Annotated in this window: 17 protein-coding genes; 9 read left to right on the plus strand and 8 right to left on the minus strand. The window is 45.4% G+C overall.

What is annotated here, in order from left to right:
* Positions 1-44 precede the first annotated feature (44 nt).
* The 3 genes from QZW82_RS09660 (at position 45) to QZW82_RS09670 (ending at position 4,626) form a co-directional block, all read left to right on the plus strand.
* Positions 45-386 (plus strand): hypothetical protein, encoded by a 342-nt coding sequence (locus QZW82_RS09660; protein WP_293147460.1) that lies wholly within the window; start codon positions 45-47, stop codon positions 384-386.
* Positions 387-527: 141 nt separating this feature from the next.
* The gene (locus QZW82_RS09665) at positions 528-2,606 is read left to right on the plus strand and encodes a dynamin family protein (RefSeq protein WP_293147462.1); all 2,079 of its coding nucleotides are present in this window, start codon (positions 528-530) and stop codon (positions 2,604-2,606) included.
* Positions 2,607-2,940: 334 nt separating this feature from the next.
* Positions 2,941-4,626 (plus strand): dynamin family protein, encoded by a 1,686-nt coding sequence (locus tag QZW82_RS09670; protein ID WP_293147464.1) that lies wholly within the window; start codon positions 2,941-2,943, stop codon positions 4,624-4,626.
* Here the strand turns inward: QZW82_RS09670 and QZW82_RS09675 are convergent.
* Together QZW82_RS09675 and QZW82_RS09680 are read right to left on the minus strand one after the other, a co-directional pair.
* A complete protein-coding gene (locus tag QZW82_RS09675) occupies positions 4,593-4,919 on the minus strand; it encodes a hypothetical protein (RefSeq protein WP_293147466.1) in 327 nt (108 codons plus the stop codon). The genes QZW82_RS09670 and QZW82_RS09675 overlap by 34 nt on opposite strands.
* 102 nt (positions 4,920-5,021) lie before the next feature.
* Positions 5,022-5,411, minus strand: coding sequence for a VOC family protein (locus tag QZW82_RS09680; RefSeq protein ID WP_293147468.1), 390 nt, complete (start codon positions 5,409-5,411; stop codon positions 5,022-5,024).
* A gap of 354 nt (positions 5,412-5,765) precedes the next feature.
* Here QZW82_RS09680 and ilvC point away from each other — a divergent pair, with 354 nt between their 5' ends.
* Positions 5,766-6,764 (plus strand): ketol-acid reductoisomerase, encoded by a 999-nt coding sequence (gene ilvC, locus QZW82_RS09685; protein WP_293147470.1) that lies wholly within the window; start codon positions 5,766-5,768, stop codon positions 6,762-6,764.
* 315 nt (positions 6,765-7,079) lie between these two features.
* Here ilvC and QZW82_RS09690 read toward each other — a convergent pair whose 3' ends face one another.
* Positions 7,080-7,298 (minus strand): hypothetical protein, encoded by a 219-nt coding sequence (locus tag QZW82_RS09690; RefSeq protein WP_293147472.1) that lies wholly within the window; start codon positions 7,296-7,298, stop codon positions 7,080-7,082.
* A gap of 662 nt (positions 7,299-7,960) precedes the next feature.
* On the minus strand, positions 7,961-9,619 hold the full coding sequence (locus QZW82_RS09695) for an alpha/beta hydrolase (RefSeq protein WP_293147474.1): 1,659 nt from the start codon (positions 9,617-9,619) through the stop codon (positions 7,961-7,963).
* Positions 9,620-9,897: 278 nt separating this feature from the next.
* Here QZW82_RS09695 and QZW82_RS09700 point away from each other — a divergent pair, with 278 nt between their 5' ends.
* Both QZW82_RS09700 and QZW82_RS09705 read left to right on the plus strand, forming a co-directional pair.
* Entirely contained in the window at positions 9,898-10,119 is a 222-nt protein-coding gene (locus tag QZW82_RS09700; RefSeq protein ID WP_293147476.1) for a hypothetical protein, read from the plus strand.
* 5 nt (positions 10,120-10,124) lie between these two features.
* Entirely contained in the window at positions 10,125-15,620 is a 5,496-nt protein-coding gene (locus tag QZW82_RS09705) for an ATP-binding sensor histidine kinase (protein ID WP_293147478.1), read from the plus strand.
* 71 nt (positions 15,621-15,691) lie between these two features.
* Here QZW82_RS09705 and QZW82_RS09710 read toward each other — a convergent pair whose 3' ends face one another.
* Together QZW82_RS09710 and QZW82_RS32220 are read right to left on the minus strand one after the other, a co-directional pair.
* Positions 15,692-17,089, minus strand: coding sequence for an amidase (locus tag QZW82_RS09710; RefSeq protein ID WP_293147480.1), 1,398 nt, complete (start codon positions 17,087-17,089; stop codon positions 15,692-15,694).
* 658 nt (positions 17,090-17,747) lie between these two features.
* Positions 17,748-18,095: a hypothetical protein gene (locus QZW82_RS32220; protein WP_363318776.1), complete on the minus strand. Its 348-nt coding sequence runs from the start codon at positions 18,093-18,095 to the stop codon at positions 17,748-17,750.
* On the opposite strand from QZW82_RS32220, the gene QZW82_RS09715 reads away from it, so the two are divergent.
* Both QZW82_RS09715 and QZW82_RS09720 read left to right on the plus strand, forming a co-directional pair.
* Positions 18,070-19,119 (plus strand): type IV pilus twitching motility protein PilT, encoded by a 1,050-nt coding sequence (locus QZW82_RS09715; RefSeq protein ID WP_363318775.1) that lies wholly within the window; start codon positions 18,070-18,072, stop codon positions 19,117-19,119. The two genes, QZW82_RS32220 and QZW82_RS09715, sit on opposite strands and share 26 nt — an antisense overlap.
* Positions 19,120-19,709: 590 nt before the next feature.
* Positions 19,710-20,513, plus strand: coding sequence for a circadian clock KaiB family protein (locus tag QZW82_RS09720; protein WP_293147484.1), 804 nt, complete (start codon positions 19,710-19,712; stop codon positions 20,511-20,513).
* Between the two features lie 10 nt (positions 20,514-20,523).
* Here QZW82_RS09720 and QZW82_RS09725 read toward each other — a convergent pair whose 3' ends face one another.
* Positions 20,524-21,063 carry a hypothetical protein gene (locus tag QZW82_RS09725; protein ID WP_293147486.1) on the minus strand — a complete coding sequence of 180 codons (540 nt, stop codon included), beginning with the start codon at positions 21,061-21,063 and terminating at the stop codon, positions 20,524-20,526.
* A 319-nt stretch (positions 21,064-21,382) separates the two neighbouring features.
* On the opposite strand from QZW82_RS09725, the gene QZW82_RS09730 reads away from it, so the two are divergent.
* Complete coding sequence (locus QZW82_RS09730; protein WP_293147488.1) at positions 21,383-21,640, plus strand: hypothetical protein; 258 nt, start codon at positions 21,383-21,385, stop codon at positions 21,638-21,640.
* Positions 21,641-21,903: 263 nt separating this feature from the next.
* Here QZW82_RS09730 and QZW82_RS09735 read toward each other — a convergent pair whose 3' ends face one another.
* Positions 21,904-23,115, minus strand: coding sequence for a lipid-A-disaccharide synthase-related protein (locus QZW82_RS09735; RefSeq protein ID WP_293147490.1), 1,212 nt, complete (start codon positions 23,113-23,115; stop codon positions 21,904-21,906).
* Positions 23,116-23,218 lie beyond the last annotated feature (103 nt).

Here is a 23,218-nt window from a genome sequence, read left to right on the forward strand (position 1 = left end):
CAAGAAAAAACACATATTTCCACATAATAAAAAAGGTAAAACCTATGAACGATCCCGATGAAAAAGCCAGAGAACTCCGACATAAAGAACAACAACTGCGGAAGCGAGAACAAGAAATTCGACTCAGGGAACTAGAAGCAGAAATTGAACGATCGGTGCCAGAAAATATAACAAGAAAGTACGAAAAAGAAGACAACAATACTCAAAAAAGCAAACTCGAACTATGGCGTCGAAAAATCATAGCAATCAGTCAATTTACAGGCCTGGCAATTGTAGCGCTGGTTGCGCTGCGCGTAGCATCTTGGCTGGGAACTGCGGTGATGGTGGGAGCAATTGCTTTCATTGGTTACAAAATACTTTTTCAAGACAAGAATCCCAAGAATTAACTAACAGAGTATTGTAGTTGTTTCAGGTTTGTAATGCACATTTTTTCGCAAGAAATAGCGAATCAAATAACTTTTGCACGAACACCATCATGAAATGACTTTGTTTTGAAATATCCAGCAGTAAACAATCATAAAACAACCATGAACCTCAAAGTAGAAACTAGCAGCTTTCTCAACGATTTAGAGCGAGTATCCGCCGTGCGCCGAGAAATTGCCGATCGCCTGAGCAACATCGTCACAGCCATAGAGCGATCGGAATTAGCGGGAATCGAAGCATCAGGAAAACTTGGTTTAGAAACAGACAGCGCCGACATCAATCTCGCCAGCAAAAACTTGCGCCAAGGAGTATTTCGGCTGCTCATCTTAGGCGACATGAAACGCGGCAAAAGCACTTTTCTCAATGCCTTAATCGGAGAAAACTTGCTTCCCAGCGATGTCAATCCCTGTACGGCTTTGCTGACAATTTTGCGCTACGGCCCCGAAAAAAAAGTCACCGTTTATTTCAACGACGGCAAAAGCCCCAAACAGCTCGATTTTAAAAGTTTCAAACAAGACTACACAATCGACCCCGCCGAAGCAAAACGCCTAGAATCCGAGCAGAAACCAGCATTTCCCGATATCGACTGCGCCGTAGTAGAATATCCCTTACCTTTGCTAGAAAAAGGCATAGAAATAGTAGACAGTCCCGGCCTCAACGATACAGAATCCCGCAACGAATTATCTCTCGGTTACATCAACAACTGCCACGCAATTTTGTTTGTACTCCGGGCGACTCAGCCTTGTACAATGGGTGAAAGACGTTATCTAGAAAATTATATCAAAGGTCGTGGATTAAGCATTTTCTTTCTGATCAATGCTTGGGATCAAGTGCGGGAAAGTTTGATTGACCCAGACGATCCTGAAGAAATGGCAGAAGCAGAACAGAAATTGGGGCGGGTTTTCAAAGCTAATTTGGCTGAATATTGTTTAACAGAAGGACACGACATTTACGACGAGCGGGTGTTTCCAATTACCTCAATTAAGGCGCTCAGATTGCGGGTAAAAAACCCGGATGCAAATTTAGCAGGAACTGGTTTTCCTGAGTTTATGGCGTCACTAAATACATTTTTGACCCAGGAAAGAGCCATTTCGGAATTGCGTCCGGCAAGGACTTTGGCGCGTCAAATTTCTGCTCGCGTTCGCGAAGCTGTCGGGCGCCGTTTACCATTGCTTGAAGGGGATGTCAATGAGTTGAAGGACAAGATTAATTCAGTTGAGCCGGAGTTTAATAAACTGAGTCTGATTCGCGATGAATTTCAACAAGAAATTATCCGAGTTAGAGATAGTAAATCGCGGGCGATCGCAGATTCTTTCCGCACCTACGTTCTCAACTTAGAAAATACCTTTGAAACAGACTTTTTGCGGTATCAACCCGAGCTGAGATTTCTGGATTTCTTCAGCCAAGACAAGCGAGAAGCCTTTGAAGCATCGCTCAGACGAGCATTCGAGCAGTACATCAACGACAAACTAGCAGCTTGGACTCTCACGGCTGAACAAGAGATGAATTCAGCATTTTCGCAGTTGTCGCAAAGTGCGGCAAATTACGGAGCATCTTACACAAAAGTGACTGAAAAAATTACCGAAAAACTGACCGGGCAAAAAATCCCCGCAGCAGTCAGCAACTCAAACGAAGATAACTCGCCAGCTTGGGCAAAATGGGCGATGGGATTGTTTTCATTAACGACAGGAAACTTGGCGGGTGTAGCAATGGCAGGAGCTGGTTTCGACTGGAAAAATATCCTGCTCAATTTAATTACTGTATTGGGCGTCAGTACGATTTTTGCGAGTTTTACGGGGATTGTTTTGGGGCCGCTGTACTTGGCTTTGCTGGGGATGGGTATTGGGGTTTTGCAAGCAGATGGAGCTCACAAACAGTTAGTGAAAGCAGCTAAAAAAGAGTTGGTAAAGTATCTGCCGCAGGTGGCTCAGGAGCAGTGGCAGCCGATTCACGATGCTGTGAAAGAGTGTTTTGATGTTTACGGGCGCGAAGTGGGCGATCGCATGAATGATGATATTAAGTCTCGGAAAGCTGAGTTGGATAATTTGTTGGAACAAAAGCAATCTCGCGAGATTAATTGTCAGGCTGAATCGCAGCGGTTGGAAAAGTTGGAGGCTGATGTTTCTGCTCAGGCGCAGAGTATAGAATCAGTATATCAAGGTTTCTTAGCATCTGCTAGTTGAAGCTCTAAGGTACGTAGTTGCGCTTCAGCGCTCTTTGTTTATATAGACAAGAGCGCTGAAGCGCAACTACGTACCTTAGATTTGGAAAAGTTGGAGGCTAAGGTATGTTGTTGCGCTTAAGCGCTCTTTGTTTATATAGACAAGAGCGCTGAAGCGCAACTACGTACCTAAGATTTGGAAAAGTTGGAGGCTAAGGTATGTTGTTGCGCTTTAGCGCTCTTTAGTTATATATAAGAAAGAGCGCTGAAGCGCAACTACGTACCTAGGATTTGGAAGAGGACTGAAGTCCTTACTACGAACCTTTTATAAGTCCAAGAATGAGATGATTTTAAATATGCAACAACCCGAAACTTATCAAAATCTAACTAACTATCTCAAATCAGCACTGGGCATTCTCGAATTAGATAAAAACTCCCAACTTTACCGAGATACAAACTCAATTTGCGATTATCTCGCCAAACCAACTTTTCAAATCGCTGTCTTTGGCCCGTTTAATTACGGTAAGTCAACTTTGCTGAATGCTTTGCTTGGAAATCGCGCTTTGCCGATCGATCTTGTGCCCACTACCGGTGCTGCCATTTATGTCAACTACGGCGACGAATTGCACGCAAAAATCACCCTCAAAGACGGTACAGAAGTCAGCGAAGCCGGGACTGATGTGTTGAAACGCTACGCCATCCTCGACGACAACCGACAGATGCGCGATGATGTCGCAGCCGTGAATGTCTACTGTCCCCACCCATTCCTGAAAACGGGTGTGGAATTGCTGGATTTGCCCGGAACTAACGATCGCCAAGAACAGGATAACTTAGTTCGGGATAAATTGCTTTCGGCTGATTTGGTGGTGCAGGTTTTGGACGCTCGCAAATTGATGACTCTGGGCGAACGGGAACACCTGAGAGACTGGTTGAGCGATCGCCAAATTAACACAGTCGTCTTTGTTGCCAATTTTCTCAATCTACTCGAACCAGACGACCAAAAACAAGTATACAATCGATTGTTGTTTGTTGCCGAAAGTTTTCGCTCCAACTTGCCGAATAACATCAGCAATATCTACCGCGTCGATGCTTTACCCGCTTTGAGGGCGAGGCTGAAAGGAGATGTGGCTGCGGCTCAAACTACCGGAATTGCCATGTTTGAATCGGCTTTACAAAGTATTGTCGCAAGTCAACAGGAACAACTAGCAGTTAAGTTGCCGAGAATTGAAGCCATAGCTACTAAGATTTGCCAATCTCTGGAAGCCAAATCTGAAACTGTCGCCGCCGAAATAACAGCCGCTAAACAAAAGCAAAAAGACCGAATTGAAATTAAACAAAAAGCTGAAAAACTGATTTCACAAGGCTTTCAAGCCAGCGTTTCCGACTTCGAGATTTGGCTTTACCAGCCCACATTTTTGCGGCGCTATCAATCGGAAATGGCGCTGTCGCTTCAGCAAGGAAGTTTTGATGCGTGGAAGACAAAATTTGAGGAAGATGTGCTCAAGCAGCGGGAAACCATTGCAGAATGGGTAAATAAAGCTTGCGAGTTCTTCGATCGCGAACAGCCGATCGCCCTTTTGATCTCGTTTCCCCCATCCCCGCAAATCGCGTTACCAGAACCGCCACCAACCGCCGCAGCCAAAAAGTCGATCGAGGGCGAAGTGACTCCAGTCGCGATCGCCACCGGCTTAGGTTGGCTGTTGGGTGGCCCAATGGGAGCAGCAGTAATAGGCGGTGCCAGCTATATTTTGAAGAAAAGAACAGGCTATGAAAAGCCGCCTGAATCGTCAGAAGCTTATCTAAATCAAGTAACAGAAATTTGCAACGAAGCTGCTAAAAACTATCTCATTGGTTTCAGTATCGATACTTTTTTAATGCTGCAACACTACAAGGAAATCGCCGCAAAAGTTATCTGTTTTCAAGACAGCCAAGAACCCCTACAGACAAATATGCAGCAGTATCAGATACAGTTGATTGATAATTTGTTAGAAAACATCGAATCCAGCTTTCAAAGTACCAAATCTGTAATTAACGGCAAATGATCCGAACCCACATTGCGGACAGTATGAATATTCAACACACCAATTTCTTTCTCTCGCCGCTTTTGAAAAAATCTCACCAGCAAGCTATCTACCACAAAATAACTAAAATAATTGGCAACAAATCCTGCAATTACCAACACACTTAAACCGCTGAGCGTCCCAAAGGAACCGCCTACTTTCCTCAAACCAGACCAGACGGCTGCATCACCTGTTTTACCTGTAGCTACTATGCCGATAAGTAGCATTAAAGCAGGTAATGCGATCGTGATTGTATTTCTGATGAGTTTGTCCATTAGACAATTTTAGATTGTAGATTGGGAATGAATGATTCAGGTTTCCGGGTGCGGATGGCACAGCGATTGAATCGGAGGTGGCTTTAAAAAATTGGCTAATTCTTAAATCTCATAGATTTCTAACGGTAAGTTGTCTGGATCTCTAAAAAAGGTAAACCATTTTTCGGTAATCTCGTCAAAGCGAATTTCTTCTACTTCTATTTGTTGGGATTTTAAGTAAGCAACCGATGCTTTTATGTCTTCAACTGCAAAAGCTAAATGTCTCAAGCCGCAAGCTTCAGGATTGTTAACTCTTTGAGGAGGCTCGGGAAATGAGAACAGTTCAATCATTGTGCTACCGTTTCCGAGTTGCAAATCTAGTTTGTAAGAATTCCTCTCGGTTCGGAAAGTTTCTTTGATTGTGGAACATCCCAATACTTCTACATAAAATTTCTTCGATTTTTCGTAATCCGAGCAAATAATTGCCACATGATGTATTGCTTTTATTTTCATTTTGAAAAAGTTACTTGGGTTTTCTGAGATGTAGTAGCATTCTCAATCAGCTTTTATGAACAGGCTTTCCGGCCTGTTCCACAAAGAGTGAATTTTCTTGTGGAACAGGCCGGAAAGCCTGTTAAGAGAGAATGGTGCAAGATGTGAGGTTTTTCTCACAGCACGGTGGGTTATTGACAATTATATTTGACGATCGCAAACTCCGCGACCAACCTGCCTAAATTCAGGGCGAGATTCCTTTATTTTCCCCCACCCAAATCTCGATCGGTAAATTTATGCAAAAAAAGCACCCCACTTTGATAAAATTAGAGTTTTGCAGTCACTCACCCATTTGCATCTCAGGAGACAAGCACCATGGCCCGTATGTATTACGACACCGACGCCAACCTAGACCTCTTAGCCAAGAAAACAGTTGCTATCATTGGCTACGGTTCCCAAGGGCACGCCCACGCGCTCAACCTCAAAGACAGCGGGATGAATGTCATTGTCGGTTTGTATCCCGGTAGCAAATCTGCCGCCAAAGCAACCGATGCAGGTTTAACTGTTCACCCGGTAGACAAAGCAGCCGCCGCCGCTGACTTCATCATGATTTTATTACCCGATGAAGTTCAAAAAACTATTTACAAAGAACAAATCGAACCTAACCTTTCAGCAGGAAATGTTTTAGCATTTGCTCACGGTTTTAACATTCACTTCGGCCAAGTTGTCCCCCCAGCCGACGTAGACGTAGTAATGGTAGCGCCCAAAGGCCCCGGACACTTGGTGCGCCGGACTTACGAACAAGGCGAAGGTGTTCCGAGTTTGTTTGCAGTATATCAGGATGCTTCGGGCCAAGCGCGCGATCGGGCAATGGCCTATGCTAAAGGTATCGGCGGCACCAGAGCAGGCATCCTCGAAACCACTTTCCGCGAAGAAACAGAAACCGACCTTTTTGGCGAACAAGTAGTTTTGTGCGGCGGTTTGAGCGCCTTAATTAAAGCTGGATTTGAAACCTTAGTTAACGCTGGATATCAACCGGAATTAGCTTATTTTGAATGTTTGCACGAAGTTAAACTTATCGTTGACTTAGTAGTAGAAGGAGGCCTCGCCAAAATGCGCGACAGCATCTCCAATACCGCAGAATACGGCGACTTAACTCGCGGCCCCCGCATCGTCACCGATGACACCCGCGCCGAAATGCGTAAAATTCTTAGCGAAATTCAATCCGGCCAATTTGCGCGCGAATTTGTTCTAGAAAACCAAGCCGGCAAACCGGGCTTTACTTCGATGCGCCGTCAGGAAGCAGAACATCCGATTGAAGAAGTTGGTAAAGATTTGCGCGCTATGTTTAGCTGGTTGAAAAAGCAGGCATAATCGATTTTAGATTTTAGATTTTAGATTTTAGATTTTTCGTTTTATCTAAGATCTAAAATCGCCAATCTAATAGTAATTTTCAAAAGTAGTCGTAGGGTGTGTCGCCACGAAAAATCCCTAAATAAGACAGAGAATCTCACAGCGACGCACCTGACAAGCAGCAGAAATAAACCCAACACCACTGAACAGACAAAAATCGGTCAATTGGTTCTTTCTTTGTCTTCCAACTTCCATCGGATTTCTGTCAACTGTCAACTGTCAACTGTCAACCCTTCTCTAAGCAAACTGTCAACTGTCAACTGTCAACTGTCAAAACTATCGACTAGGGCTTTTTTGCAAGTCATCAATATCTTTCTCTCTTTGCTTATTTACCTCTTTCGGCTTTACCCATGACGGCCACAAACTGACGAAGAACTTTCTACTTGCTAAGCTGGTATCTCTTACAGGTTTGGGGAGAAAAGTTAAACTGTCACCGTAAAGGGTAAACAGCGCTACAAACAGCAGCACTATCGGGATAATATTTTTTTTAGGCATGGCAGTTTGGGATTTGAGTTTATAAAAGTCGTTGTTTATATTTTGCCCTGGCGCGAACCAAAAATATCAGCACTCAAGAAAAATAAACCGGTGGGCGAAGCGGGCGCCCAGACAGACGATGCACATATTCCGAATCCTCCCTAACGCCCCTTAATAACCAGGGTGGTTGGTACGTTGTTGGGCTTTAGCCCTTTTTAAACATATATATATAAAGAGGGCTGAAGCCCAACAACGTACCTAATTTAGGGAACAAGATTTCGAGCTTTCTTCCTCCTCCAAGTAGAGGGATGCAATGGTAAGTAAGGTTCGTAGTGCGGACTTCAGTCCGCAAAAAGCTGCGGACTAAAGTCCTCACTACGAACCATTTTTTCAAGGTAATGCACCGGATATGATATTATTAGGTAACTACTAAAGACTCTGCTGTAAGTAAGGTTCGTAGTGCGGACTTCAGTCCGCAAAAAGCTGCGGACTAAAGTCCTCACTACGAACCATTTTTTCAAGGTAATGCACCGGATATGATATTATTAGGTAACTACTAACGACTCTGCTGTAAGTAAGGTTCGTAGTGCGGACTTCAGTCCGCAAAAAGCTGCGGACTAAAGTCCGCACTACGAACCATTTTTTCAGGGTAATGCACTGGATATGATATTATTAGGTAACGACTAACGACTCTGCTGAATAAAAGTTTGTACGACTGCATTAGTTTCCGGAGAGATTTCTGTTACCAGGCGCACCGGAATTGCATTTGTAGAAGCAAATTGCGCGTATTCTGGGGTGAGAAAGACTGCATATTTGTCAGCTTCGGTCGTTAGTTGAGCGGCAGTGGCTAGACTGATAGCTTTAATATAATTGCGGATGCTAACTGCTTTCTCGCCGACAACTTCATCGCCAGAAATTACTGTACTCGGTCTGCTAACTTGGTCTAAGGTTGTACTCGGATCTTTGACGCTTAAGTGGGTTCCTCCTACAAAGCCCACTAGCCATTTGGGACTGGAAATTTTGGTGAAGCCGGCAATTTGTTCGACTAAGGCGGGTGTGGTTTTGTCGGCTGAAGATGCTACTATTAATGTAGGGATTTGAATGGCACTTAAACCAGTTTCTCCAAATAGTAATGATGTGGTGGGATTCATGACGATCGCCCTTTTAATCCTCACATCCCGCAATTGATACCGTTCTTGGGGCAATCGGGCCGCCGCGCACTGAATGCCTTCGCCCAAGCTAAACCCGATTAAATCGCCCTGACAGCGCTGTTTGAGCCCGGTCAATTGCAGTTCGGCACCGGCTACGGACAAGGCTGTGGCGCCACCGAAGGAATAGCCCACGATCATCGATCGGTCGATCGCAATTTTCCCCTGCAAGTTATCATCCGTTTGGTTCAATTTTGCCAGTTCGTCGAGCACAAAACTGATATCTTTAGGACGGTCTAAAAACTCTCCAGAAGCGAGCAACTGAGACTTACCCGCGATCGCAGCCTTGGTATTTGTTTCGTTGCTTCCCGGATGTTCTACAGCAGCTACCACGTAGCCGTAGGACGCCAAATGCTCGGCTAAATAACGCAAATCCGTCCGCACCGAACCCAAACCGTGAGAAAACACGATCGTCGGTTTGTCGGCCGTCGCTGCTCTCGACCAATAGACATCAACAGGAATACGCCGATTGCGGGCGCTATCGTTCAAATCTAGCTTGAGAACCCGAACCGAATTCGGGCCGGGTTGGGTCGGGTCGAAAGGCGGGTTAAAGGCGGGTTTAGTGGCTGTTAATTGAGGTGCGATCGCGGCCATAAACCTCTGAGTTTGCCAAAAACCCGAGTTTAAATTGCTTAAAACTGCGAAAGCTCGATCGAGATCCACGACTACCCGCGAGCTCGGATAAGATTCAATGAAACTCAATACAGATAAGCCTTCCGGCGCATTCGCCCCCAGCACCAAAGCCGCTCGCAGCGCTTCCACACCCGCACCGTCGCCCCTGGGTATCACTGTAGTCAAATCCGTCAAAATCGCAGTCCCGATGCGCGTATTTAGCAAGTTGCTCAAACCAACTACATTGAGAGGGATTTTCGCTTGAAGTGCTCCCAAAATTTGACTGCGCTGTGCGTCAGACAGCAGATTCGCGTAGGCTTGCAGTCTGAGGGGGACTTTTCCGGTTTTTGCGAGCTCGCGCAAATCCGCCACCGAAATAGACGATTCTAAAGGGCCTTTGCGGACAACAACTGTTTCTGTAGCTTTTGCAGGGGATATCATAGCGCCGAAAGTGCCGATCGCGATCGCGCTACAAACACTCGCCACTGAAGAAAACCATCTGAAATTTTGTGTGATGCTCATTTTTACCTGATTGAACTAGAAACCATATCACCATATTCTCAGAATTGTCCCAGATACAGAGAAATTCTGTTCAAGTGTTGATAAATTGTCTGGGAATGCGATCGAAAAAACCTCTCGGTATGTTTAAATGTCGATCGTCGCGATCCTATTAAGTATAATTGTCAATCAAACATGGCAATTTAGCTTAAGGGACTAAGCTAAATTGCGGTTGACATCATATTTTGTGTTTACTATCATAATAAATAAAACCCTGTGATATCCCTGACCTTTGCATCAGAATGATAATTTTTCGAGTGCAGTGCGATCGTCCCAAGCGCATCATATCGTTTCCCCCAGCCTTGAAAAAAATCAATTTACCGAATAGCAAGGGTTTGAAGCCCTTACTCAGGTCGGCAGATTGCGATCGGAACGGAGTTGAAATCTCCGTTCCGATCGCTTCGCTGTCAACTGTCAACTGTCAACTGTCAACTGTCAACTGTTTAACTCAGCTATCAGAATGATTTCAATGAATACCTTTGCACTTCCAGGTTACCAAATCAGCACCTCCATATCCGACGGCTTCAATACCAGCATTTACCGGGGAATTAGAGAGTCAGACGAACAACCAGTCATCATCAAAATCCTCAAAGCAGAATGTCCCACCCTCGAACAAATTACCCGCTTAAAAAACGAATATAAAATTAGTCAGCATTTACAGGTAGACAGCATCGTCAAATATTACAGCCTCGAAACCTGTCAAAACCGTCTCGCCCTAATTGCAGAAGACTTTGGCGGCCGCTCCCTCAACCAAATTATCTCGAAAAAGCTTGACTTAACAGCATTTTTAAGTATTGGCATTCAACTAGCATCAGGACTCAGCTCGCTGCATCAGAACGGCATCATCCACAAAGACATCAAACCCTCCAACATTATCATCAACCTGGAAACAGGAACAGTCAAGATTACCGACTTCAGCATCGCTTCCAGGCTGAGTAAAGAAAACCCTCAAATCAACAGTGCTAACTTAGTTGAAGGCACAGTCGCCTATATGTCTCCCGAACAAACCGGGAGAATGAACCGCAGCTTAGATTATCGCAGCGATTTCTATTCCCTAGGCGTCACATTATACGAAATACTGACAGGCGAATTGCCGTTTAACAGCAACGATATTTTGGAACTCGTACACTGTCATATTGCCAAACATCCCGTACCACCTTGTGAATACAGCAGGAATCCAGAAAAGAGCGATAAGATTCCGCAAGTTGTTTCGGATATTGTGATGAAGCTTTTGGCAAAAAATGCCGAAGATAGGTATCAAACAGCAGAGGGAATTCAAGCAGATTTAGAAAACTGTTTGAATTCTTGGCAGACAACTGGGGAAATTGCTTATTTTGTACCGGGACAGTTGGATCGATCGCGACAATTGTCAATCCCTCAAAAACTTTACGGACGAAAAGCTGAAGTCGATCGCCTGCTGGCTGCTTTTGAAAGAGTTAGCGGGCTTGCAGGCTCACAACCGCCAGAAAGTTCAGAAAATCTACAAGCTCCTACGCAAAGCGAAATAGTCCTAGTTTCCGGTTATTCTGGGATTGGCAAAACCGCCATTGTCAATGAAGTTCACAAGCCAATTGTGCGACAGCGTGGCTATTTTATTAACGGCAAATTTGACCAATTTAAGCGCAACATTCCCTATGCAGCTTTGATTCAAGCTTTCCACTCCTTAATCGGGCAGTTGCTGACTGAAAGCAGCGAAAAATTGCAAGCTTGGCGAGAAAAGTTAGCGGCGGCTTTGGGTGCAAACGGTGCTGTGATTGTTGATGTAATTCCAGAAATTGAGCTAATTATTGGCAAGCAGCCGGAAGTACCACAATTGGGAGCTACCGAATCTCAAAATCGCTTTAATCGAGTCTTTCAAGAGTTGATCGGTGTCTTTACTCATCGAGAACATCCGCTGGTAATATTTTTAGATGATTTGCAGTGGGCAGATTCGGCTTCGCTGAATTTAATGCAGTTGTTGCTTGGTAATTCCGAAAGTCAATACCTGCTTTTAATTGGTGCTTATCGGGATAATGAAGTTAATCCGACTCATCCGCTCGTACAGGCGATTGAACAAATTGAAAAAACTGGTACTCCTGTTAATAATATCATCTTGCAACCGCTGGATTTTGAGAATGTTCGGGAATTAATTGCCGATACTCTCACGGCTAACGACAAGGTGAGATTGCTGGCTGAGTTGATTTTCCACAAAACCGGCGGTAATCCTTTCTTCATCACGCAACTTTTGCAAGCCCTTTATCAAGAGAATCTGTTACACTTTGAGTTGAGCAGCGGTAGTTGGCAGTGGAGTTTAGCAGAGATTCAGGCGATCGGCATTACGGACAAAAGTGTCGTGGAATTGGTAGCCAGCCGCATCGAAAAACTGCCGGAAACCACGCAGCGAGTCTTAAAATTGGCGGCTTGTATTGGCGACAGGTTTACCCTCGACGTTTTGTCAATTGTCAACGAACAATCCCAGACGCAAACTGCTAGCGAACTCTGGGCGGCGCTGCAAACTGGATTGGTTCTCCCGTTGAGTAATGCTTACAAGATTCCGCTGGTTGGAGGCTGGGGATTGGACAATTTGCGATTGCTTCTTGCGGCTTCCCAATCAAAGATTTCCTACAAATTTCTGCACGACAGAGTGCAGCAAGCAGCTTATTCTCTGATTCCCGATGACGAAAAGCAAACAACACACCTAAAAATCGGTCAACTACTGCTAGACAATACTCCTGCTTCCGAGATTGAAGAGAATGTGTTTGATATTGTCAACCAACTGAATGTCGGCTTTGAATTACTCGCCGAAAAAGCCGACAAATATGAACTAACAAAACTAAATCTGATCGCTGGGAAAAAAGCTAAAGCATCCAATGCTTACGAAGTCGCTGTCACGTATTTTAATGTCGGCTTGGAACTCATTAACTTCCCTCTGTTCCCCGTTAATATGGGATCGAGTTGGGAAACTGATTATGACTTGACGTTGAATCTGCACGTTGAAGCAGCGGAGGCGGAGTATCTGAATACTAACTTTGGGCGATCGCACGAATTAGCAGAGGTCGTTTTGCGACAAGCTACAAATATACTCGACAAAGTTAAGGTTTACGAACTGCAAATCCAGTCTTATATGTCTCAAAACCAGATTCTAAAAGCCGTCGATACTGGTTTCCAAGCTTTGAAAATATTAGAATTTCCCCTATCGGAAATCCCACCAGAGGGTTTGGCAGGAATTAAGTTACCTCAGCTTGAGGAACTAAAAAATATTCCGGTAATGACTGATGAATATCAGTTAGCTATCATGCGGATACTCTCGGTTATTCTTACTCCTGCTTTTGCTGCAAAACCGGAACTATTGCCACAGATAATCTTCACAATGGTTCATTTTTCGATTAAACGGGGTAATTCAGCACTAGGAGCGATCGCCTATAGTTGGTACGGCTTGCTGCTGACTGGAGCATTAGGAGAGATAGATGCTGGATATCATTCTGGACAGCTAGCTTTGAAGCTATTAGACCTATTCAATGCTAAACAACTAAAATGCAAAGTTTACCACATATTTAACACTTTTATCCGTCACTGGAAAGAACACGCTAAAGAGACAATTGCACCATTAATAGAGAGTATTCAAAGTGGCATCGAAACAGGAGATCTAGAATTTAGTAGTTATTCTGCTATCAACAGTTGTTCTTGTCCATTTTTGATGGGAGAGTCGCTGGAAATTGTACAACAAAAACAAGTGCAATACTTAAATTTTGCCCGCGATATAAAACAAGAACTTTCGATGGAGTTGCTAGGTATTTGGGGGGAAATTGTTTTGAAATTGCGAGGTATATCAGGGAATAGATATGGATTTATAGGTGAAAAACATACGGAACAAGAAATATCACTTAGTGTGAAAAAGCTTAATCCCATGTCAATTTTTAATGTGTATTTTGCTAGAATGCTGATTTTTTACTTGTTCAAAAAGCCCGATAAATCAGTTGCTAACGCATCTTTGGCGACAGAATATGCACAAGCAGCAATTGGCTATATGATGATAGGCACGCACAATTTTTACTATTCCCTGGCACTCCTCGCTGTGTATCCAACTGCTGACAATTTAGAACAAGAAAAATACTTGAGGCAGGTAGCAGCCAATCAGGAAAAAATGCAGCATTGGGCGCACCACGCCCCAATGAACTATCAGCACAAGTATGACCTGGTAGAAGCAGAAAAAGCGCGATTTTTCGGGAAAGCTTGGGAAGCAGCCGATTATTATGACAAAGCCATTCAAGGCGCAAAAGAGCAGGGATATATCCAAGAAGCAGCACTCGCCAACGAACTTGCAGCCGAGTTTTATTTTGGCTGTAAAAAAGACAAAATTGCTCAAGTCTATCTCACAGAATCATACTACGGTTACATTCACTGGGGAGCCATAGCAAAAGTCAAAGATTTAGAATCCAGATATCCCCAATTAGTGACCCAAACCCTCAACAGACAAATCAATTACTGCGATTTAACTGTCACCGCCACAACAACAGCCATCAACAGCGAGTTTAGCAAAATATTAGATATCGGCACATTCATCAAAGCATCTCAAACTATTGCCAGCGAAATTGTGCTGGATAAATTGCTCGCGAGTTTAATCGAGATTTTGTTAGAAAATGCCGGGGCTCAAAAAGCAGTGCTGATGCTCTACAAAGATGGCAATCTTTTGATCGAAGCCACTTCCAATACCGATCAAAATCAAGCCGTCGTGTTGCAATCCTTGCCCGTGGAAATTAGTCAAGATTTGCCCATCTCGATAGTCAACTATGTTGCCAGAACTCAAAAAGACTTGGTTTTAAACAATGCAGCCTCAGAGGGCTTGTTCACCAAAGATCCCTATATTGTAAGCAGTCAGCCTCAGTCAATTATTTGTAATCCCATTATTTATCAGGGCAAACTCACAGGTATTCTTTACTTGGAAAACAACTTAGCTATCGGTGCATTTACAGCCGAGAGATTGCAAGTTTTAAAAGTGCTCACTTCTCAAGTTGCTATCGCCATAGAAAACGCCCAACTCTACGCAAAAGAACAAGAAAAGTCGCAGCAACTCGCACAATCTTTGCACCAATTGCAGCAAACCCAAGCCCAACTCGTACAAACTGAAAAAATCTCAAGTTTGGGGCAGTTGGTAGCAGGAGTCGCTCACGAAGTCAATAACCCCGTTAGTTTTGTTTCGGGCAATCTCCATCATGCTAATGATTATGTCAAAGACTTGATTTCCATTGTCAATCTTTACCAGCAGAATTATCCGAATCCAGTCCCGGAAATTGTGGAAGCAGCAGAAAATATTGAACTCGATTATCTGATGGAAGATTTGCCGAAAATCTTGGGTTCCATGCAGCTAGGAACCGATCGCATCCGCGATATCATGCAATCATTGCGGAACTTCTCGCGCATTGACGGCACCCGCAAAAAAACCGCCGACATCCACGCAGGCATCGACAGTACGTTGATGATTTTACAGCACCGCTTGAAAGCTAAACCCGAACGTCCAGCAATTCAAGTGATTAAAGAATACGGCTATTTGCCTGCGGTTGAGTGCTACAGCGGACAACTCAATCAGGTGTTTATGAATTTGCTGTCCAATGCGATATACGCTTTGGATGAGTCAAATGCCGATCGCACTTATGCTGAAATTGAAAAGCATCCGAATATTATCACAATTTACACCGAAGTCAAGGATGCTAAGGAAGAAGGAAGGAGGAAGAGGGAAGAAGGAAGAGTGGGGAAAACTGACAGTTTTGCGGTGATTCGGATTAAGGATAATGGGCGGGGGATGCCTGAAGCAACGCGGTGTAAATTGTTCGATGCGTTTTTCACCACTAAGCCCGAGGGGAAAGGTACGGGATTGGGATTGTCGATTAGCTATCAAATTGTAGTCGAAAAACACGGCGGTGCGATCGAGTGTATTTCTGAACCGGGAAAAGGTGCGGAATTTGTCATAGCAATTCCCTTAAATTAGGCAATCTTAACCGGTTCGTAGTGAGGACTTTAGTCCTTTCTTTGATGCGGACTAAAGTCCTCACTACAAACCTATTGAAAATCCAAAACAGGGAAAGGTTTCGCCGCTTCTATCTGCGCTGCTAAAGCAATTAAAGTTGCTTCGGCCGCCGGCCGCCCGATAATTTGAATTCCCACCGGCAAACCGTTATCATCTAAGATGGCTGGAAGTGCGATCGCAGGTAAACCACTCGCATTAAATGGCGGACAAGGAGCAACCCAATTAATAATCCGCTGCAAAGTTTCCTCACAACTCAAATCCGCCCACTCCCCGATGCCAATTGGCGAGTGCATATAAGTCGGCAAAACTAACACATCAAAATTTTCAAAGAATCCCACAATCCGCCGTGAAATTACCTGCATTTGATTCACCGCCCGCAAATATTCCCCAGCCGCAACAGTTTTTTCCAACAACCAGCGATTCATCGGTTCCAAAACCTTGCCTGGAATGCCGCTTGCTGCCGCCCCTGACTGCCAAATTACTGTAAACGGTTCGATTAAACCTGTAAAATCCGGGCATCCCGGTTCGATATCGTGACCCAAATCTGTCAGTAATTTTACGGTATCGAGTACCGCTTGCTGACACACAGGCGCTGCCTCACCCACGGGAGCAATACTGGTAGAAAAAGCAACTCGCAGTTTGCCCAACTTTTGGCCGGAAGCCTCTAAAAACGTGGGATTTGGGTCTGGTAGCCAGTACGGATCGCCGGTGGTGTAGCCTGACATTACGTCCAACAGGGCGGCGGCGTCAGCCACGGTGCGGGCGAGGGGGCCGTTGGCAGAAATTCCGCTTAGGTAATCTCCGACTGGCGCCCAGGAAACTCGCCCGCGCGAGGGTTTAATGCCCACTAAACCGCAGGCGGAAGCTGGGCCTCGGATCGAACCGCCGCCGTCTGAACCTTGGGCGATCGCACATAAACCCGCCGCTACGGCCGCCGCTGAGCCGCCGCTGGAACCTCCGGGCGTGTAGTCTAAATTCCAGGGATTGCGCGCGGGCCGGAAACCTGGGGGTTCACTGTAAGGTAATGAGCCTATTTGAGAGGTTGCTGTTTTCCCCAGAATGTTAAATCCGGCTGCTTCGATCCGCCAGACTACTGACTCGTTGTAGGGAGATATGTTACTGTGCAAAGCCTGAACCCCGTAAGTACACGGAATGCCGGTAACTGGTGTCAAGTCTTTGATGCCGATCGGCACTCCGAAAAAAGGCGGCAATTGCTCTGACTTGTTTAAGCCTGCTAGGTGTTCGGTTTGCGCTGTCGCCAGCTCGATCGCCCGATCGGCCGTTACTGTAAAATAACTACCAAGCTGATGGTTTAATCGATCGATCCGTTCCAAATACACATTGGCAATTTCTAGGGGCGAAATTTCCCGAGCGCGGATCGACTTCGCCAAATCCAGGGCTGAACTAAAAGCCCGATCGACAGAATTCATAGGTGTAAGTCCTGAATAGTTCGGTCAAGTATCTATTTATACTGTTTTTTGAGGAAAAGTCTTTCCCTTTAAAAAAATATTCAAAAATGTCGAAAATCCATATTCGATTGTAGGGCCAGAGCGATCGCCCGCGTGCAAACAGCAGAATATTTCCTTGCTGCGACCCCCTCTTGAGATAAACTGATCGGAACAGTTAAGCTTTTGTGCAAGAAACGCTCTTCGGGCGATCGGCATTGTCTAACTTCCACAAATCATCAGAAAATGTGGGTGGAAACCCCGTTCCTTCGGCAAGCTCAGCGCAAGCCTTACAGAACGGCTTTATATGTGGGAAGTGTGTTAAAATAGACACACACACGTTGACCTCTAAAGTAAGGTGAAACTCCTAGCAATTGGACTTTGTAGTTAAAAGACGTTTAACCGACATGGTTAAACTGGTATCCAATAATACCCTACCTCTAGCCTTTGCAAGTAAAGACTCTGGGGCGACTGAATCACTCACAACAAATCAAAGTAGCCTCAATGCTAGAAATAGCGGAGAGAGTAGTGGGAATTGGCACCCCCTGTCGCGCTGCGGTAGAGTTCGAGTAAGCAGCTCTACGAGTAGCGGTTCGAGCAATGTCCAACGGTGGATATCTCCTTCTAAAGAATCTCAGTGCGTTTACGCGCCTTGAGTGTCAACTGTTCGAGTCAGCCTTCTCACCAAATTCCCAGTAGCGCATATGACACAACAGCATCCGCCAGCTCCTCGTCCGCCCGTACCCGGAGCTCCCCCACCCCCAGGGCTGCCACGCCCTCCAGCTCCAGGCATTCCCAGAGCAGCAGGAATGCCACCAGCACCGCCACCACCAGCACCAGCAGCACCGCCACCACCCGCACCAGCAGCACCGCCACCACCCGCACCAGCAGCACCGCCACCACCCGCACCAGCACCCCAATCAACCGCCACACCTAAAAATTCCAGCAACAACAAAATTCCGACTTTGAAAGAGTTGGTAATGCGAGCCAAAGAAGAAGGAGTATCCGATCTTCACCTCGGAGTCAACGAATTCCCGCGCTTCCGAAACCGGGGCGAGATAGCCGATATCGGCTATCCACCGTCGGATTTAGATACGTTTTTTGGCTGGCTGCGCGAGTGCATGAGCGATGAAGAAATTGAAATTTTCCAAAAAACCCTAGACTTTGACGGTGCTTTCGACTTCGGCTTCGTCCGCATTCGGATCAGTTGCATGGACTCCTTGGCCGGCCCGGCGATGGTGCTGCGGCTAATTCCTGCCAAAATAATGACGCTGGAGGAATTAAACCTGCCGCAAGTCTTTAAGAAAATATGTGGCTACCACAAAGGGCTGATTTTGGTGACGGGCCCCACAGGTTCTGGCAAATCGACCACCTTGGCCGCCATGATCGACTACATCAACAAAAATAAAGCCTACAACATCATCACGATCGAAGACCCGGTAGAATTCGTACACGAAAGCAAAAAATCCTTGATCAAGCACCGGGAAGTCGGCAGACACACCCTCAAGTTTATGAGTGCTCTCAAAGGCGCTCTGCGGCAAGATCCGGATATGCTGCTAGTAGGAGAAATTCGGGACAGAGAGACGGTGGAAATTGCCCTCAAAGCCTCTCAGACAGGTCACTTAGTTGCAGGAACTCTGCACACCAACAGTGCAGTTAAAACCCTGAACCGGATTCTGGATATGTTCGGGGCGGAAGAACAGGACGCCATACGGGTTTCAATTTCCGAATCCCTAGTGGCGATTATTGCTCAACTGCTGTGCAAAACCACAGACGGCAAACGGGCTGCTTTCCACGACGTGATGATCAATACCGACGTGGTTAAGGAATACATTCTGAAGGGACAGAATGAGGAAATCAATCAAATCATGATCAAAGATACTTATGAAGGCATGACGACGATGAATAAGTCGCTCTACGGCCTTTATCAAGAAGGTAGAATTACTGAAGAACTGGCTGTAGAAAACTCACCGTTCCCCAACGAAATGGCCCAGATGCTCCGAGGTCGAGTCTAAAGGTCGAGTGTTAACAGTTAACTGTTATTAATTAATAGTTAACTGTTATTAGACTTGCATTGCAAAAATCGCTCTCAAGTCTTGAAATTATCTGCGTTGATCTGCCTTGCATCTGCGGTTGATCTATCAATCAAAGATTTATGCAATGCAAGTCTATTGGTACTTCATTGACACTCTCAGGGAGTCAACGCCACGCTCGATTCTACTGACAGAATTAGACAAGCGTGTATTACCTAAATCTAATCTCGTTACGGCCGTCAAACGCCGTCTACCTAGTCACCAATCGTCAAGCGATAGTTACTAGCTAATGATTGTTATTTCCAATGCTTTCAGAATCCATCACGCTTGCCAAGACACGGTACGCTCAACATCCTGCCATCCCACCGCTCTTTTTGTGTTACCTCTCACTCTTGCGTACTAAGTTGCAGGGATTTCTCCGATACTAGGATGTTTCAACACGTAGATGTTTTTGTTCTTACTCACAATTCAAATTATACCACATTTTCAAGAACACGGGGACTGAAGTCCCTCGCGTCGCTTTCCTCTCAGGTCTAAAGACGCGCTCGTTTCCCGCATCCCGTATTATTTTTATGAAAGTCGATCGCCCGATTTTGCCAGAATTTTTCAAAGGCATTGCACTGTTTACACCAGGGGGAGACTTAATCTATTGTATAGACTCCCGCAAGCAAACTCAGTGGCACTTGCAGTTGTGCGTTGCTCTCCAGGAGATACTCGGTTTGTCGGAACCGCCGCATTTTCTGATACCTTGCTACACGGCAACAGTTGACTGCTGGCGCGATCGCACCGATCGACAGTTGCGGGTGGCAGCCGAGGCATACCCCCCGGTGCTGCGACATCAAACGCTGCTAAATGCCATTTTTGGCACGAGCGACTTGGTTTGGGAAGCCCGCAGCGACGAAATCTGCGAACCAATGGCGATCGCCACTTATCACGAACAATTCCCCGAACTTTGGGAAAATCACGACTTAGTTGTACGATATCCGATCGACGTTGGGCGATCGGACTCTGGCAATTCTGCGATCGTACCTCCCTCCCACTTTCGGCAATCTCCGCTGTTCCCGGGAACCAAACCAACAGGACTCACCCCACCGCCACCAACCCAAGGGTACGTTTTGCGGCTGTTTGTTTCCGGGAGCAACCCCAGCACCGAACGCACCCTCGAAACTTTATACCAATTCCTAGAGAAATGTCTCGATCGCCCCTACACTTTGAAAGTAATCGATGTGTTAAAACATCCCGAACAAGCAGAAGCAGATCAGATTTCAGCAACTCCCACTTTAATTAAAATCTGGCCGAAACCCGTGCGGCGAATAGTCGGCGAATTGAACGATGCCCAAAAAATAGTCAGATTGTTGAGCAATTCAGAATTTTAGATTTGTGCGATTATTGCATACTGGCGATCGCCGGTTGACTCACCATCGAATTAACAAGATCCAGCAACTGCTGTTGAGACACTGCACTCGCCGATACCGCAACGGCATATCTGAGTCCTTCCTGTTCCCAAGAAATAGTTCTGCCACCACCTTTTGCTAAATAGTAGCCACGAATTCCACCACTCAAATTAATTGGCGAAATATCCTGATCTTGCCCGGGCCAATTTTTAGAATGAGCGGGTGAAACCACCGCGAATACTCCGACAGTGCAAGACGAAGCATTAGCAGATTTACCGCACTCCGGCTTAATTCCGATATTAACTTTAAATACTTTACCATCCGACTCAATGAAAGGATAAAGCTGTATCGGAGTAGCGGGGATAGACGCAGGCAGCCGCATTTTCAAACCTTTGGGCAATTGGCGGCGAATGTCGTCAATCAGCGGCCTAAAAACAGAGGCTGGTTGGGCGATCGCAGATTCCACCGCCAATAAACCGCTTCCTAAAACTGTCAGACTGACTAAACCAGCGAACAGAGCTTGCAACTTCATCGATAGATTCCCTGAAAATAACCGTTTAATAATACAGCTACAAACTCTCGACTCCGCCTCACCCAATCGGATGATTTATTATCCCCCAATAGTATGACTATCCCTTTTCTCAGTAACATGAAGTACACTTTGTAATTGGTAATTAGTAATTAGTCATTAGCCATCGATCGCCTGCGTGCTTCAATTACTTAGCAATCGCTATAAATAGGAGTATAATAATAAAATTATTTAAAACTTTCACGATATTCTTATTATTAATAATTTCCATCGGCATTACGGAAGCTTACTCCATCATTGCGACATTCACAACCCCAATATCTTGCATTACTCAGTACAAATTAACGATTGGGAATCTATAGGATGGAAACCAATTCACAGCAATAGCAAAAAAAATACGGCAAGATTAGCAATTTGGCAAATTGATTGGGATAGATTTCAAACTGCCAAATGGATATTATATCGGGAAAAGGAACGCATCAATCAAGCATTGCATATTTCTGTAGCAGAGTTTCACGAACGCTGGCAATATGAACTCTATCGATTCAATTGCGAACATTGGGCAAGACTTTTCAGTTGACAGTTGACAATTGAGGGCGACCTCTACCTGGAAGGAAGAGGATTGGAGTAATGAATCGTCTTTTTTAAATTTCTCCCGAGCGGGCTTGGGGCTTTCAACCAATTCTTTCTGATAACAACAGGGGATGCGAGAAGCCCATCCCTCTCCTAACTAAATTTAGCAAGTAAGAATTACAGGCGTTGAGTATTAACTGTTTAAAACCTCGCTGTCAAATGCTTTCCTGCCAACTGCTAACTCTCAATTGTTTAAGCAGCATACTCCAATTAATCAGAAAGATATTTGGTTAAGCGATCGGCAATTTTGCTGCTACCGCCCGATCGCCCCATTCTTTCTAAGCCATTTTTTACGCAAGTCTCTAAATATTTTTTGTCTCGCAAAGTGCGATCGACTGACGCGGCAGCTTCTTTGATAATCTCAGGATTTGCTGGTTCTGTGCCAATAACTTGCACTGAATCACCTAACAGCCGGTTTTGAGCCTCGGCAAACCGATAGGTAAATGACGGGCCGTTACCAGGGATGGTAATTACTGGTTTTCCTAAGCCTACGGCTTGTTCGATCGCAGTTCCCGTCATCCCAATTACTAAATTAGACTGCTGCAAAATGTCGGCGAAAGCATCGGAGTAGCAAATTACTTCAACTGTTGCTGCTTTTTCACTATCCTGCTGTTTGATTTCTTGACAAACTAACTTTCCTTCTCGGTGCAGCCATCCGGAGCGCGCTGCAATATTATCTAATTCCAGCATTAAACTTGGAACTAAGGCTGCTCGAAACTGCACTGGTAAGGTAGAGTTGGCGGCAATTTCTTTGACCAATTTTAGCAGCAAAATCAGGTTTTCCGTGGCTTCGGGGAGCCGCGAACCGGGCAGAAGGGCGATCGTCCTAACTCCAGGCTTTAACTGCAAATCTTTGCCTGTAGCATTGAGGTTGTCCATGACAGGATTGCCGACAAATATCGCTCTCTCGAAACCCTGTTGGTTTAAGTCCGCAGCAGTCAAAGCATCCCTGGTGAAAATAGCCAGACATTGCTCGGAGGAAAGCAAATAATTCAAGACGAAACCCAAATCGGCTAGCCCTTCGTAATAAGTAGAATGAGCCGACAGAAAAATTATATACGGGCGGCCTGTGGCATGGGCGAACCCCGCCGCGACAATATCCCCAGTCGTTACCACCAAATCGCATTGCTGCGAATGCGCCGAAGCAGCCTTGACTTGCTGCCAAGTCAAACGAAGTAGCCCCGCCCTCACATCTTTGAGGAAAAATAGGGGATTCATGTAAAAAACTCCCCCAGATGGCATGGGACTGGTGGGCCCGATAATTGGTACTGTCGATCGACTGTAAGCAGCCCCATCACCGACAATGGGCATCGCTGAAACCTGAATCTCTGGCGCAGATGCTCTCAAAGCATTGACAATTTGACAGTTAATCGCGTCTTCCCCGTGGCCGTTGCTGAGGAAAAGTATTTCCTTGGAGTTCATGGGAATGAAAATTATTGATGAGCTTTTGTTAAAAACCGTGAGAGGATCGCGACCGGCAACCGAGCTACGATTTTGTTAACAAGGCAGACGGGAATTCCCCCAC

Source organism: Microcoleus sp. bin48.metabat.b7b8b9.023, assembly GCF_013299185.1.
Taxonomy (GTDB): domain Bacteria; phylum Cyanobacteriota; class Cyanobacteriia; order Cyanobacteriales; family Microcoleaceae; genus Microcoleus.